This window comes from Actinophytocola oryzae, from assembly GCF_004364325.1.
Lineage (GTDB): Bacteria > Actinomycetota > Actinomycetes > Mycobacteriales > Pseudonocardiaceae > Actinophytocola > Actinophytocola oryzae.
In genome coordinates, this window is the sequence record NZ_SOCP01000007.1 from 374527 (window position 1) to 389582 (window position 15056).

The window sequence follows — 15056 nt, forward strand, 5'->3', positions numbered from 1 at the left end:
CGCGGCGTGGACGGACCCCGAGCGCTACGGCGGCGCCGTCAGAAGACGCGGCCCACGTCGGTGCGCACGATCGTGGCCATGCTGTGCTCGGCCAGCGCCGCGATGGTCATCGACGGGTTGCACGCCCCGGTCGAGCCCGGGATCCGCGCGCCGTCGAGGACGTACAGGCCGGAGTGGCCGAGCACCCGGCCGTACCGGTCGACCGCGCTGCCCATCGGGACGCCGCCGAGCGCGTGCCACGTGGACGCGCCCGCCGCGTTGGTGTCGATGATCGTGCCGCCGCCGACGGTGGCGAAGCGCCCCACCTGTGCGCTGATCGCGGCGAGGGTCGTGGCGTCCGCGTCGGCGGGCCAGGTCAGCCTGGCGTCGTCGGCGCTCGCGTCGTAGGCCCACGTGCCCGCGCCGGGCACGATGCCGAAACCGACGAGGGTCACCAGCGACGGGCCCTGGGGCGGCTGCTGAGGTGAGCCCGCGTGGATGATCGTGGTCGGGACGGGACCGCGCGGGTCCCGGCCGCCGACACAGGCTGGGCCGCCCTGGACCTTGCCCGGGTCCTCGTTCATGCCCAGCCACGCGTAGATCCGGTCGCCGTTGTTGCCCCACCCGGTGCCGATCGCGTCGGGCAGGCCGGGGACCAGGCCCTTGGCCTTCGCCTTGACGAGCAGCCGGGTGGTGCCCGCGGTGCCCGCGTTGAGGAACACCGCGTCGGCGATGACGCGCTTGCGTTCCTGGACCTCGCCGTCGGTGTTGACGCGGTCGACGTGCAGCACCCAGCGCCGGTTCGCGTCCAGGGCGATGTCCCGCACCACGTGCAGGGGCGCGACCCGCACCCGCAGCGTCGCCTCGGCGGCGGCGAGGTAGGTGACGTCGATGGAGTGCTTGCCGCCGTTGTTGACGCCGAACACGAGGTCGCTGGTCGTGTAGGTGGGCTGGTAGCGCCCGGACAGCTCGCCGCGCACGAAGTTCCAGTCGACCGGCAGCGGGACCCGGAACGTGTCGAGTCCCGCCCGGGGCGCGGTGTCCAGGAACAGCCGCGACGAGTGGTACTGGGGTGCGGCGAGGATGTCGTCCGGGATGGTCGAGATGCGCAGCATGCGGGCCACGAGCGGGTAGTAGACGGCGTTGAGCACGGCGTAGTCCGCGGCGGCCGTCGGCATGGACCGGGCGAAGTCCGCCTCACCGGGTTTGAGCGTCATCCCGTGGTACATCAGGGATCCACCGCCCACGGCGGCGCCGCAGTTGATGGTCATGCCGTTCTCGACGAGGGTCTCGATCAGGCCGGTGAACGGCTTCCACGTGGTGGGTGGCATGCCGGGCAGCAGGCTGTGGTCGGTGAGCCACGACGAGCGGCGGTCGACGTTGTCGATGCGGGGGAACGTGGTGGCGTTCGGGCCGGTCGGCCAGCGCAGGCCACGCTCGAGCACCAGTGTGGACACCCCGGCCAGCCCCAGTCGCAACGCGGTCACCCCGCCGCCGAACCCGGAGCCGACGACGACCGCGCGTTCGCGTTGTTCGGTCACCGGCACGGTCGTGGCCAGGGCGGGGCTTCCACGCAGGCCGATCGCCGCGCCCAGCCCGGCGGCGGCAGCCGCACCGAGCAGCCGGCGGCGGTCGAGCGTGGGGGAGCGGTCGGGGACGGTCCGGGCAGCGTTGTCCGGCATGAGACCTCCAGGGGCGCAGGGGGAAGACGAGCGGTGACCACGCACGAGTCGACGTGACGGCACGGAACACCGGCGGCCTGCGGGGGTGGGCGGCCACCGGGCGATGCGTGGAACCAAACTCTAACAAGGAGAGAATGTAATTACCACATTCAGAAAACTACGAACTCCCTGTGGTGTCAAGGCTTTGCGCGACCCCGGCGATCGGCACGCAGCGCCGTGGACGTCGGCGACGCGGTCGTGCTCCTCGCCTTCGCTTCAGCCGACCACCAGGGGCAGGCGCTCCCAGCCGCGCACCACCCGGTCCCGCGGGGGCCGCGACGCCGTTGAGCGATCCGCATCACCGCCGCGCCGAGCCGGTCCGTCTCATGCCGCTGAGGGCCGCCCCGGCGTCGGACGCGTGTCGTTTTCCCTACTGTGCCAGGCGTTCGCGGAGGCCGACCGCCAGACCGGCGACGGTGACGAGGTCGACGAACCCGCCGCCGTACTCGGCCAGGCGGCGACGACGTACACCGGCCAGGCGCAGTCGCAGGTGGACTCTGGTGCCGTCGGCCGTGGGGCGCAGGGTGATGGCCCAGCTGAGGTGCATCGCGCCGCGCGTGGAGCGGTGCACGAGGGTGCCGGGCGGGTCATGGGTGACGATCTCGAACGTCGCGTCGCGGCCGCCCCAGTCGTCGATGATGTCGCCGGGGCTCAGGTGCTGGAGCGACTCCTCGAGGTGGCGCAGTGCTCGCGTGCGGGGTGGCATCAGGCACTCGACGGCACGCGGGAGGTACCAGCCGGCGCGGTTCCTGCCCAGCTGGGCGAACCACGGCCACACGTCGGCCGGTGGCGCGGGGAGGTCGAAGCCGCGGTCCATGACGACCTCGGCGTCGGGGACGAGATCGTCGCCCGGCAGGTCGGCGGCGACCTCCTCCGGGTGGGGTCGGATCCGCATCGGCCGCTCCGTGCTAGTTTCAGGTGATATAGTTTCATATGAAACTATCACGAGCGAATCTAACACGGAGGTGGCATGGGCACCACCCGGCTCGACGCGATCGGCAGCACCTCGCTGTTCGTGGCGGCGTTGCGCGCGAAGGAGACACTGCGGCCGGACCGGCTGGTCGACGACCCGTTCGCGGCACGGTTCCTCGACGCGGCGGGCGTCGCGGGGGTGAGCGCGCCGGGTGACGTCACGAGGTTCGTCGAACTCATGGCCGACCAGGTCGCACTCCGCACCCGCTACCTCGACGACGCACTGCTCGCCGCCGGTTGTCGGCAGGTCGTCCTGGTCGCCGCCGGTATGGACAGCCGCGCGTTCCGGTTGCCGTGGCCGGCAGGCGTGGAGGTGTTCGAGCTCGACCAGCCCGCCGTGCTGTCCTTCAAGGACGAGGCGCTCGACGGCGCCGAGCCGCGGTGCGTCCGGCACGCGGTCGGTGTCGACCTGCGGGAGGACTGGTCGACACCGCTGCTCGACGCGGGCTTCCGCGTCGACCGGCCCACCGCGTGGCTGGCCGAAGGGCTGCTCTACGCCCTCACCCCGTGGGCCGCCGACGTCCTGCTCGAGACCGTCGGGTCCCTGTGCGAGGTGGGCAGCATGATCGCCTTCGACCACATCCAGATGTCCGACGCGATGCGCCGGGCCCTGCTCGACGCCGATCCCGGACTCGTCGACCTCTGGCAGGGCGGCCCCACCGACCCGCAGACCTGGCTACGACAGCACGACTGGCGACCGCGGGTCGAGGAACTCGCCGACACCGGCCGCCGCCGTGGCCGTCCGGTCCACCCCGCCTACGACCCGGCCGCCGACGGCGCACACAGCTGGCTCGTCACCGCGGCCCGCTAGCGTGACCGCCATGAGCAGCGTTCCGCGTGCCACCGGCAAGCCGGGCGACCCCTCGCCCTTCGCCCTCGGCCTCCTGCTCAGACGCGCCCACAACCGTGCCGCCACGGCGATGGCCGAGGCCATCCGTCCCTTCGGGATCGAGCTGCGCCACTTCGCCGTCCTCATCGAGCTCGCCAACAACGGCCCGGCCAACCAACGCGACCTCGCGGCCGCCGTCGGCAGCGACAAGGCCTCCATGGTCCGCGTCATCGACGACCTCGAGAACGCCGGGTACGCCACCCGCCGCACCGACCCCGCCGACCGCCGCGCGAGGACCGTCGAACTGACCGGCGCCGGCCTCGAGGTGTTCGACGCCGCCCACCTCGCCGCCGGGCCCCTCGCCGACCGCACCACGGCCCACCTCGACCCCGGCGAACGCGCCCAGCTCCTCGACCTGCTCACCCGTTTCACCTACCCACCCGGCGAGACCGACCCGTGAGCCCGCGAGGGTCGGCCACGTACTCCCGTTCGCGCGGCCACCGGACCGCGTCCACCGCCGTGCACCGGGTGCGGGTCACCGTGATCCGGTGACGCCCGCTCTCCTCGGCGATGTGGTGCACGGTGCCGCCCCACCCGCCAGACGTCGCGACCGATCCGGCGCAGCTTGTCGACGGTTCCTCGATCCTCGACGTGGGTCGAACGCGGCCCGGTCAGCTCGTCGCGGTCGGGCGGCGGGACAGGGCCATGGGGTCGTCCCGGCGGGTGAGGGGGCGTAGCCGGTAGGTGTACCGGTAGTCGCGGTCGGGGAAGAGCTTGTACTCGTCGTGTGTCTGTGCGCCCCAGCTGTCGTCGCCGCCGACGCCCATCTGCCGGTGGTTCAGGCGAAGCACCACCTCGGCGCGTGGGGTCAGCTGGTAGTCGTGCCGGGCCCCGACGGACAGGTCCTCGGGGGTGAGGTGGGACGCGTTGGTCTCCAGCAGCGGCTCGCCCGTGGCCAGTAGCCCGCTGCCGTGCCGGTCGGTGAGCGCGAGCCAGCGCACGTCGGTCCTGTTCCCGTTCTCCTGCGGGCGGATGTAGTCGGTCCACTGCCGCGCCACGGTCGAGGTGTACCGGCCGACGTGGGAGCCGGTGTTGCGGTCCCAGTAGTTCTCCTCCGGGCCGCGTCCGTAGTACTCGACGATGTCCAGTTCCCCGGGCAGCAACAAGATGGTGCCCACTTCCGGGATGTAGGGCAGGGTGGGTGAACCCGGGTGCAGGGTGTTGTCGACCCTGATCTCGGCGTTGCCGAAGATCGTGTACGTGGTGGTGTACGTGGAGGGCACGGTCGTCGGGAGGGTGCCGGTGACCGTGACCACCGCCGCCCTGTCCGAGTCGGTGTGGACGGTGACGTCGGTGACGAGCCGATCCGCACCCGCGTAGCGCCAGGTGCCGTTGCGGCTCGGCTGCCCGTTGCCGCGGTCGTTGTCGGTGGGCGCGCGCCAGAAGTTGGGCACGGGCCCGGACTTCACGAGCGGGGTGCCGCCGACAACGTAGGAGGTGATGGTGCCGGTGGTCTTGGCGACGACGACGCTGAAGTCGTGGCCGCCGACGGTGACGTCGTCGTCGGACTCGCGGACGGTCACCGTCGGCACGCGTGCCGGCGGTACCGGTGTCACGGCCGGGCTGCCGAGGTCCAGCGGCAGCTGCTCGCAGGCCACCTCGAAACCGGGGTCCGCCCACGGCGTGCGTGCCGCGGTGGTGAACGACAGGCGCAGGAAGTGCTCCTCGCCGGGTACCGGGTGGGTCGGGCGCCGGAAGGGCACGGTGACCGTCCGGCTCGACAGCGGCGGCACGTTCAGCTGCTCTCGCGTGAGCCGGCCGCGTTGGACCACCGTGCCGTCGGCGACGAGCGCCCAGTGGCCGTCGTAGGCGTCGACGTTCGTGAAGAGGTGCTCGTTGGTGATCGTCACCGAGCCTGCCGTCGCGCCCGCGGTGACGTTGACGTACTGGTAGACGTGTTTGACCTCGACGGCCTTCCCGCCGAGCGCGCGCTCCGCGGTGACGATGCCGTTGGCGCAGAAGTTGCCGTCGTTGGGATTGTCGCCCCAGTCACCGCCGTAGGCCAGGAAGGTCCGCTGCGCCGGCTGTTGCTCGGTGTAGCCGGCGGTGGACGTGTCCAGCCACAGCCGCACGTCGGGGTCGTGTACGTCGCGGCTCCCGTCGGCGAGCTCGGTGGGGGAGAGCGCCCGGGCGTAGACGCGGCCGGCGCGGATGGTCCCGCTGAACACGCGGTCGGGGTCCTCGGCCTCCGTGCCGACCGCGACCTGCGTCCTCGTGCTGTCGGGGGCGCGGTCGGTCGGCTGGCTCACCGCACGGCCGTCAAGGTGCAGCGTCAGGGTGTTCGCCCTGTCGTCGAAGACTCCGGCGACGTGGTGCTCCCGGCCGGTCCAGTCCGCCGGGAGCGGTGTGGTGACCGAGATCCAGCCGCCCGCGTAGACGAAGAACTCGAGGTTGCCCTCGGTCTGCTTGAGCGAGTACTGGTGGTCGCCCCTCGCGACGATCGGCTGGTGCCCGCCGACCGAACCGGGGGTGACCCACGCCTCCAGCGTCAGCGAGCCGGTGAGGTCGAGGCCCTCGTCCGAGGCGAAGATCGCGCCGCCGGACAGGCCCTTCGTCCGGTCGAAGGACGCGGCGGGGGTCAGCTCGGCACGCAGCGCCTCGGGTCCGGTCTCGGTGAGCAGCTTGCGTGGCGGGGTGCGCCGGCGCAGGCCCTGGTCGACGAAGTCCCAGATGAACCCGCCCTGCAGGACCGGGTGGGCGCGGACGATGTCCCAGTACTCCTCGAGGTTCCCCGTGGAGTTCCCCATCGAGTGCGCGTACTCGATCATGACGTACGGCCTGGTGTCCGACGTGTCGTGCGCCCGTTGCTCCACTGTGGACGGCGGCTCGTACATGTGGGAGCGGATGTCGCTGACCTCGGGCCGGTTGTCGCCCTCGTAGTGGATCACCCGCGTCGTGTCGTAGCTGCGGATCGCGTCGTGCATCGCGACGAAGTTGCTGCCCGCGCCCGCCTCGTTGCCGAGCGACCAGATCACCACGCAAGCGTGGTTCTTGTCCCGGTGCACCATCCGCATGGCGCGGTCGACCACCGCGTCCGTCCAGTCCGGGTCCGAGGCGGGGACCCGGTCGCGGACGCCGTGGGTCTCCAGGTTGGTCTCGTCGAGCACGTAGAGGCCGTAGGCGTCGGCCAGCTCGTACCAGGTGGGGTTGTTGGGGTAGTGCGACGTGCGGTGGGCGTTGATGTTCATCCGCTTCATGACGCCGATGTCCGCGACCATGTCGTCGCGGGTGAGCGCGGCGCCGCGGTCGGGATGCATCTCGTGGCGGTTGGTGCCGTGCAGCTTCACCGGTTGGCCGTTGATCCGCATGAGCCCGTCGACGATCGCGAACTCGCGGAACCCGACGCGGCACGAGAGCGTCTCGATCGCCCTGCCGGACGGGTCGCGCAGGACCAGCACGGCCGTGTAGAGGTCCGGGTGCTCGGCCGACCACAGCTTCGGCGCGGGCACCGCCCTGGCGGCCGTCGCCGTGACGTCCTCGCCCGAGGGTGCCGAGCCGACGTCGACGCGCTGTCGTAACGGATCACGCCACACGGGCCGGTCGGCGGCGTCGTAGAGCTGGGTCTCCACCGTGTAGGTCCCGTGCGCCGACCCGCCGTAGTCGCGCACGCTGGCCGTGACGGCGAGGTCGGCGTTCGTGTACCCGTCGCGCAGTGGCGTGTCGAGGCGGAAGTCCCGCAGGTGCACGGGAGGCGTGGAGAACAGGTAGACCGACCGGAAGATCCCGGAGAGCCGGATCATGTCCTGGTCCTCCATCCAGTCGCCGTCCGGGAAGCGGTACACCTCGACGGCGAGCTGGTTGGTCCCCGGCCTCAGGTAGTCGGTGATGTCGAACTCGGCCGCGTCGTAGGAGTCCTCGCGGTACCCGACGATCCGGCCGTTGACCCACACGTAGAACGCCGACTTCACGCCCTCGAAGTGCAGGAACGTCCGCCGGGCCGGCCAGCCCGACGGGAGCCTGAACGTGCGCCGGTACTGGCCGACGGGGTTGAACCGGGTCGGCGCGAACGGCGGCTGCGCGTTCTCGTTCTGGCCGTTGGCGCCCCACCACGGGTAGGTGATGTTCACGTAGATCGGGAAGTCGTAGCCGTGCGGCTGCCAGTTCGCCGGGACCGGGATCGTGTCCCAGTCGTGGTCGTCGACGTCCTCGCGGTAGAAGTCGGGGTCGCGTTCGTCGGGGCGGCTCGCGTGCCGGAACCGCCAGTCCCCGTCGAGGTCGAGCCGGAACGGCGAACGGGTCCGGTCGCAGGCCAGCGCGCCGTGGAGATCCGCGTACGGCATCAGCGTGGCATGCGGTGGTTCCGCGTTGACCTCGAAGATCCGGATGTTGCCGTTCCACTCCGGCAGACCGTTGGGCGGCGGCGGCCACCCCGCGGCCGCCGCGGCGGCCGGCGCGCACCACGCGGAGACCCCCGGGAGGGCGAGGCCGCCGAACAGCGCGGCGCCTCCCTCGAGCAACCTGCGGCGACTGACCGACCCCGAACGATCCGATGACGAGGGAGACACCGTTGAACCACCCCGTTCCCGAGCGACTCACAGATTCACACTCACTCACACTAAGGCTCGACACTTTCCCTCCATATTGTCTGTTGGAAAGTGTTGACTCGCGAGCGGTCTGTGCGAGGGTGGCCGGTGGGATCGGCCGCGCCCGGTGCCGGGACACGACGTACCAGGAGGTGACGCGGCTGCGCACCGTGGCGCTCCGCGAAGCGGTGCTCCAGGCCACGACCCCCTGGCGTTGACCGACGGCACGCGACCGCCGCTCGTCAGGGCGCCGTCGAGGTACGCCTCGGCGCCCACCGCGGGCCAAGCCCCGTCCACCGCTTCCCCGACGCCACCGAGACCCTCCAGGCCCCGCGCCTCGCGGCGGGTGCCGGTGCGCCGGCCAGACTGCCGAGCCGGAGACAGTAGGGCCGGACCGGAGTCGCGGAAGGCCGCGGGGTTCGCGGTCGGTCAGTGCCCTGCGCGTGTGCCGCTCCGGTCGGGCTCGTCGGCGCGGTTGATCTTCGGTGATTGCGCACTGCGCGTGCACTGTGGCACGGTCTCAGCCCACCGGGTACGGGGGACCATGGCGTGCCGGCCTGGGCCTACCATCTCGGCTGATCAACGCCGATCTTTCGGAGGGTACGCAGAATGTCTTGGCAGGCGGGGAGAACACGCCGGTTCGGCGCGGTGCTGGGCACGGCACTCCTGGTGGCCGGCTGCGGCGGCGCGGCCTCGTCGGTCGACGAGGTGGTCGTCGGGCTCCTCTTCCCCACCACGGGCCCCATGGCGGCGCTGGGCACCGACCAGAGCAACGCGGCCAGGATGGTCCTCGAGTGGGCCAACGACCGTGGCGGCGTGGGCGGCGCGAAGATCAGGATCGTCGAGGGCGACTCGGAGAGCGATCCCGCCACCGGTGCCGCCGTGGCGCAGCGGATGGTCGACGACGACGGCGTCCAGGTGATCATCGGCTCGTACGCCTCCAGCATCGCGCAGGCCGTCGCGCCGGTCGCCGAGCGCAACCGCGTCATGTTGTGGGAACTGGGGGCGGCCGCGCCGAACATCGCCAGTGACGGCAACCGTTACGTCCTGCGCACGGTCAGCACGGCGACCACCTACGCCGCTGCCGACATCGACTTCCTGGAGCAGTACCTCGCGCCGACGATGGGCAGGCCGCTCGCGGACGTGCGGGTCGCGATCGCGCACGAGGACGGTCCGTTCGGCACCAGCGTCGCCGAGGCGATCGACGACCTGGCGCGGAAGAAGAACGTGACCATCGTGGCGAACGAGTCCTATCCGGAAAGCTCGACCGACCTGACGCCCGTGGTGCAGCGGCTCAAGGAGGCGAGCCCGGACGTCGTGCTGGCCGCCCCGCTCGTCGCCTCGACCCCCCTGTTCTGGCAGGCGGCGCGGGCACAGGACCTGCGGCTGACGGCTCTCATCGGGTCGGCCGGGTTCAGCTCGTCCGCGTTCCTGGACAAGTTCGGCGCCAGGGGAATCGAGGGTGTCTACGACGTGGAGCCACCCGCGGTGGCCGAGATGAACACCCTCCAGTTCGCCTCCGACGCCCGGGAGGTGGCCGACGACCTGCGGTCGGCGTTCAGGCAGCGGTACGGCCGCGACTGCCTGGTGCACTGCGGTGACGGGCTCGGCGGCACCTTCGTGCTCGTCAAGGACGTGCTGCCGAGGACGGTCAGGTCCGGACAGGTGACCGGCGACTCCATCCGCGAGGCGGCGAACGCCACGAACATCGCGGACGGCGGCACCCCGCAGGGCTTCGGTGTCAAGTTCGACGCGAAGGGCGACAACGAGCGGGCCGAGTCGTACATCATGCAGTGGCAGGGCGGCGTCCTGAAGGTGGTGTTCCCCGCCGACCGGGCCGTGGCCGAACCGGTCTTCCCCATGCCCGGCTGGGAACGGGGCTGACGGTGGCGTGAAACTGTTGACGCACGACGCGTTGCGGTTGACGAGGTGAGGGGGAGACGCGGTGGGGTGTCGGGACTGCCGGACATGCACCATGTCGAGGGTCTTCAGGGGGCTGCGCGGCCTGTTGCTGGTCTGGTGGGTGTGGTTGCCCAAGCTGTTCGTGCGCAACTGCCCGCAGTGCGGCCACACCCTGCGGCGCCACCGCTACCGCGAGGACGGGTCGTTTCGGGACTGACCCCGTCGTCGGCGGCGTGGCCTCGGCAAGAAGTGGTTGGTAACTGGCCACCGAACGGTTGATTGCGGAACGTGTCCCCTCGACTAACGTGAGAAAGAGTCGCGTTCAGCCGAGGAGGCGTTCCATGGTTCGTCGGGTTGTCAGCACCGTCGCTCTGGTGTCCGCGCTGGTCGCCGCCCCACTGGTGGTGGCCGCACCGGCGTCGGCGATCCCCGCGTGCAGGGCGGGCTATCAGTGCGACCGCATGTACTACACGGACGTCACCCACGAGGTCATCGTCGGCGGCTTCACCCTCTTCTGCGACGGCTCCACGATCTCCTGGGGCGAGACGACGATCTACCAGGTGACGACACAGGCACGATGCCAGTGACCTGCGCCGGGACGGTTCGCGCCTGACGTTCGGGGTACCTGGCCGAGGGCGGGTCAGATCAGGCCGCACCGGACGGCCGACGCGACCGCGTGCGCGCGGTTGCGGGCCTGCAGTCGCGACATCGTCTCGTAGATCACGTTCTTCACCGTGTGCTCGGAGCACGACAACCCGGCCGCGATGTCGGCGTTGCCGAGACCGTCCGCCATCAGGCTCAGCACGGCCGTCTGGCGCGGGGTCAGGTGCGGGCGCGGCGCGGGGTGGCACCTCGTGCCGCCGCCCAGCGCCCGGAACAGCAGCTCCCTCGGCACGGACCCGTCGCCCGCGCGGACCGCCACCTGTGCCGCCACCACGTCAGCGTCCAGCACCGGCGCGCTCACAGCAGGCCCGTCCGCAGCGCGTACGCCACCGCGTGCGCCCGGTTCCGCAACCGGAACCTGCTGATCACGTCGTGCACCACGCTCGCCACCGTCCTCGGGGAGTAGCACAGCTCCCGTGCGATCTCGTCCGTGTCCTGACCGTCCGCGACCAGGCGCAGCACGGCCCGCTCCCGCTCGCTCAGTGCCGACGCGCCGTCCTGCGCCCCCGACACGCAGGTCAGCAGGTCGTCCAGCATCTCAGGCAGCACCGTCGTGGCCCCGTCGGCCGCCGCCAGCACCGCGTCCGCCAGCCGGTCGGCACTCGCCTCGCGTCTGCGCAGCAACCCGCGGGTGCCCGCGGCGAGCGCGTGCAGTGCCGCCGTCACCGTCAGGTCCGCCGCCACCAGCACCACCTCCGGGCGGTGCGCGGCGTCGCGGGTCCGCCGCACCAGATCCAGCTCTCGTTCGCCCACGTCGTCCACCACCACGACGGTGACGAGCGGGCTCTCGCCGGGCGGGACCACCGTGATGTCCGGGCGGGAGCGCAGTACGGCCGTCGCGCCGGACTCCACCATGGGGTCGAGCGCCGCGACGCTCACGGGGACCGGGACACCCATCGCCACTCCTCCTCGAACCGGGCCGCAAACCTTGGGAGAAGCTTCACCGAAGGACACGGGCACGCACATCCGGTGCGGCCCCGCACATTCACCACGCAGCCGCCCACCTGCGCGAAACCGGTCCAGGCGCGTACCAGCACCCCACCCCGGCCCGCAGTCCACCGCACGGGCGCTCCTCGGCCCGCACGAGAAAGTGCGGGTTCGACCCTCATGACGTGCGTGCCGGGTCCCGGCAGTGTGGTGGACATGACACCGAGCAGCCCCGACACCGGGCCCACGACCTGGCCGAACCCGGCCTGGTGGGCACCGGCGCTGGCGCTGCACGAGCGCGTCACCGACCGTGGACCCGCGGTCCCCTCGGACCCGGCCGACCTGTTCGCCGTGCTCGCCGCCGACCTCGGCGCCGACGCGAGCACCGTCGCCGACCTCCGGTCCGAGGCGCCTGCCGCGCTCGCCGCCCGGACTCGCAGGCCGGTGTGGGTCGAGACCACCGAGCGGGTCGTCCGCGCCGCCGACCCCGACACCGACCTGGGGCAGACCTGGCGGGACGCGTTCGGGCACGTGCTCGACCCGTTCGTCGCCGACGCCCTCGACCGGATCGGCGCGGCTGCCCCGCAATCCCTGGACCTGCCGGCCATCGGCGCCGTGCTGCGCCACGACCTCGTCTCCCTCGCGGTCCGCACACTGGTCACCGAGCTGCACGACTGGAAGGGCGCGGGCCGCCTCACCGGCGCGGACGGCCGGGCCCGCTTCCTCTGCTTCGCCCGTGCGATCGCCACCACCGAGGGCCTGACCGGCCTCTTCGGCCGCTACCCGGTGCTGGCCCGGCTGCTCGCCCAGACCACCGACGCCTCCGTGACCGCCACGCTGGAGCTGCTCGACCGGCTCGACGCCGACCGCACCCTGATCGTGGCGACGCTGTGCGGCGGCACCGACCCTGGCGCGGTCACCGCGATCACCGCCGGGCGCGGCGACCGCCACGACGGCGGCCGCACCGTCGCGTTCGTCGACTTCGCGGACGGCACCCGGATCGTCTACAAGCCAAGGGATGTCACGACCCAGGTGCGCGTCGGGGAGTTCCTCGCCCTGCTGGCCGAGGCGCTGCCCGGCCAGTGCCCTCGGGCCGTCACCACGATCGCGAGGCCCGGGTACGGCTGGTCCGAGTTCGCCCCGGCCCGCGAGCTGACCGGCCGTACCGGCGCCGACCGGTTCTACCGCCGCCAGGGCGCGCTGCTCGCGGTGCTGCACCTGCTGCGTGCCACGGACATGCACTACGAGAACGTGATCGCCGCGGGCGACACCCCGGTCCTGATCGACACCGAGACCCTGTTCAACGCCGAACTCGCCGCGGGCACGGGCGACCCGGCCACCGACGTGTTGTCCTCGTCGGTCTATCGTACCTGCCTGCTGCCGCTCATGGTCGTGGGCGAGCAGGGTGTCGCGGACCTGTCCGGCCTCGGCGGCGACCGGGGCGGCAACAGCCCGGCGAGCGTCGTCGACTGGCTCGACGCGGGCACCGACTCGATGCGCATCACCCGCCGCGAACTGGTGATGACCGGCTCGGCGAACCGGGCGCGGATCGCCGGTGCCGACGTCGACCCCGGCGACCACGAACAGGCGCTGCTGACCGGTTTCCGCCAGGCCTACGACGCGATCACCACCCACCGCGCGGACTTCGCGGCGCTCGTGCGGACGTGCGCGGACCTGGAGGTCCGCGTGGTCACCCGGCCCAGCTGGATGTACGCGACGCTGCTCGACGAGACCACCCACCCGGACGTGCTGCGTGACGCGCTCGACCGCGACGAGGCGCTGTCCGTGCTGTACGCGGGCCGCGCCGCGCACCCCCTGTTCGGTGCGCTGGTCACCCACGAGCTGGCCGCGCTGTGGAACGGCGACGTGCCGATGTTCCTGGCCTGTGCCCGTTCCGGCGAGCTGCGGCTGCCCGGCGGGCGGCCCCTGCCGGTGTCGTTGCCCCAGGCGGGGGTGAGTGCCGCACTGGCGACACTCGCCGGGATGGGCGAGGTGGACCGGCGTGCGCAGGAGTGGATCATCTCGGCGACGCTCGCGACCCGCCGCGGCGCGCCCGCGCATCCGCCGGCCGGTGCCCTGCCGAACGTCGCCACGACCTCCGTCGTGCACCCGGACGCGTTGGTCACCGCCGCCCGTGCGATGGGCGACCGCATCGTCGCGCACGCGGCGGCGGGCGAGCACGTCAACTGGCTCGGCCTGGAGCACGTCGACGGCCAGTGGCTGGTGCTGCCGATGGGCGCGAGCCTCGGCACCGGATATCTGGGGGTGGCGCTCTTCCTCGCGCAGCTCTCCGAGGTCACCGGCATCGGCCGGTACGCCGAGTACGCCGGCCGGGTCGTCGCCGACGCACCGGCGTTCACCCAGGCCTTCACCGCGCGGCCCGAGTTGGCCGAGGCGGCGGGCTGGGGTGGCATGACCGGCCTCGGTGGCATCACCTACGCGTTCGCCCGGCTCGCCTGCCTGCTCGACTCCCCGGTCCTGCGTGACTGCGCCACCCACCTGTCCGAGGTGGCCGCCAAGTCCGCGGGCACGACGACCGAGCCCGGCTGGTCCGGCGGTCTCGCCGGCTGCCTCGCCGCGATGACCGCGGTGCACACCGACCTCGGGCTCGAGACCGCGGCGACCGCCGCGCGCGACTGTGCCGACCGGCTCGCCGACCTCGCCGACCGGGACGTGGGCACCCGCCCGCTGTCCTTCGCCGACGGCCTCGCCGGGGTCGCGTGGGCGCTGAACACCTTCGGCCCGCAACCACGCCACCGGGAGGCCGGGCACCGGGCGGCCGCTCTGGTCGCCGCGCGTGCCAGGACCGGCGGCGGCTGGTGCGAGGGCGGTGCGGGCCTTGCCCTGGCCGCCTCGTGCGTGCCGGGGCAGGCCTCGGCGGCCGACGTCACGGCTTTGGCCGACGGCCCGCCGTGCCGGGACCTTTCCCTGTGCCACGGCGAGCTGGGGGTGCTCGAGGTGCTCGCCACGCTCGCCGAGGCGGGCCCGCGGCACGGCCCCGCCACCCGCGCGCTGTCGCGCCGCACCGGTCAGGTGCTGGAGCTGTTGCGCAGGGCGGGGCCCGTGTGCGGCACGCCAGGCCGCATCCCCACGCCGAGCCTGCTGACCGGTTGCGCGGGCATCGGCCACGGGATGCTGCGGCTCGCCACCCCGCGCGAAGTGCCGTCCGTGTTGCTGCTGCAGCCGGAGATCCGCTGAAACTGACGGAAGAAACGAATGTAGGGAAGGGAAACACATGTCGGGGATCCAGAACGAGACCGCCGAGCCCGGGATCGACGCACCGGCGGGCCGCATGCGCCTGCTGCCCTCGGTCACCTTCGGCGTCCGCGCCGCCGCTCTCGCCAGGGTGGCGCTGCCGGTGGCCATGGTGACCGCGAGCCTGGTCGCCGGCGGCCCCGCGGCGGGGGCCGAGAGCTACTTCACCATGGACACCACCTGCTGTCCGCCGCAGGTCTGACGCGACCTGTCCCGACCGGACCA

Annotated in this window: 12 protein-coding genes; 7 read left to right on the forward strand and 5 right to left on the reverse strand. The window is 72.3% G+C overall.

Annotation, left to right across the window (positions count from 1 at the left end; genetic code table 11):
- Positions 1-38: 38 nt before the first annotated feature.
- Entirely contained in the window at positions 39-1661 is a 1623-nt protein-coding gene (locus CLV71_RS21450; RefSeq protein WP_133904588.1) for a GMC oxidoreductase, read from the reverse strand.
- A 409-nt stretch (positions 1662-2070) separates the two neighbouring features.
- A complete protein-coding gene (locus tag CLV71_RS21455) occupies positions 2071-2595 on the reverse strand; it encodes an SRPBCC family protein (protein ID WP_133904589.1) in 525 nt (174 codons plus the stop codon).
- A gap of 75 nt (positions 2596-2670) precedes the next feature.
- On the opposite strand from CLV71_RS21455, the gene CLV71_RS21460 reads away from it, so the two are divergent.
- A complete protein-coding gene (locus CLV71_RS21460) occupies positions 2671-3483 on the forward strand; it encodes an SAM-dependent methyltransferase (RefSeq protein ID WP_208297658.1) in 813 nt (270 codons plus the stop codon).
- Between the two features lie 10 nt (positions 3484-3493).
- Positions 3494-3961, forward strand: a complete 468-nt coding sequence (locus CLV71_RS21465; protein WP_133904590.1) for a MarR family winged helix-turn-helix transcriptional regulator — start codon at positions 3494-3496, stop codon at positions 3959-3961.
- A gap of 211 nt (positions 3962-4172) precedes the next feature.
- Here CLV71_RS21465 and CLV71_RS21470 read toward each other — a convergent pair whose 3' ends face one another.
- Positions 4173-8018 (reverse strand): glycoside hydrolase family 2 TIM barrel-domain containing protein, encoded by a 3846-nt coding sequence (locus CLV71_RS21470; RefSeq protein WP_243866619.1) that lies wholly within the window; start codon positions 8016-8018, stop codon positions 4173-4175.
- Positions 8019-8693: 675 nt separating this feature from the next.
- On the opposite strand from CLV71_RS21470, the gene CLV71_RS21475 reads away from it, so the two are divergent.
- The 3 genes from CLV71_RS21475 (at position 8694) to CLV71_RS21480 (ending at position 10573) form a co-directional block, all read left to right on the forward strand.
- Entirely contained in the window at positions 8694-9968 is a 1275-nt protein-coding gene (locus tag CLV71_RS21475; RefSeq protein WP_133904592.1) for an ABC transporter substrate-binding protein, read from the forward strand.
- 91 nt (positions 9969-10059) lie between these two features.
- A complete protein-coding gene (locus CLV71_RS47835; RefSeq protein ID WP_166664192.1) occupies positions 10060-10203 on the forward strand; it encodes a hypothetical protein in 144 nt (47 codons plus the stop codon).
- Positions 10204-10327: 124 nt separating this feature from the next.
- On the forward strand, positions 10328-10573 hold the full coding sequence (locus CLV71_RS21480; RefSeq protein ID WP_133904593.1) for a DUF6289 family protein: 246 nt from the start codon (positions 10328-10330) through the stop codon (positions 10571-10573).
- Between the two features lie 53 nt (positions 10574-10626).
- Here CLV71_RS21480 and CLV71_RS21485 read toward each other — a convergent pair whose 3' ends face one another.
- Both CLV71_RS21485 and CLV71_RS21490 read right to left on the reverse strand, forming a co-directional pair.
- Positions 10627-10938 carry a helix-turn-helix domain-containing protein gene (locus tag CLV71_RS21485; protein WP_243866620.1) on the reverse strand — a complete coding sequence of 104 codons (312 nt, stop codon included), beginning with the start codon at positions 10936-10938 and terminating at the stop codon, positions 10627-10629.
- A gap of 8 nt (positions 10939-10946) precedes the next feature.
- Complete coding sequence (locus CLV71_RS21490; RefSeq protein WP_133904595.1) at positions 10947-11546, reverse strand: helix-turn-helix transcriptional regulator; 600 nt, start codon at positions 11544-11546, stop codon at positions 10947-10949.
- A 246-nt stretch (positions 11547-11792) separates the two neighbouring features.
- Between CLV71_RS21490 and CLV71_RS21495 the strand changes: the two genes are divergently transcribed.
- Together CLV71_RS21495 and CLV71_RS21500 are read left to right on the forward strand one after the other, a co-directional pair.
- The gene (locus CLV71_RS21495; protein WP_133904596.1) at positions 11793-14774 is read left to right on the forward strand and encodes a type 2 lanthipeptide synthetase LanM family protein; all 2982 of its coding nucleotides are present in this window, start codon (positions 11793-11795) and stop codon (positions 14772-14774) included.
- A 37-nt stretch (positions 14775-14811) separates the two neighbouring features.
- Entirely contained in the window at positions 14812-15033 is a 222-nt protein-coding gene (locus tag CLV71_RS21500) for a hypothetical protein (RefSeq protein WP_133904597.1), read from the forward strand.
- Positions 15034-15056 lie beyond the last annotated feature (23 nt).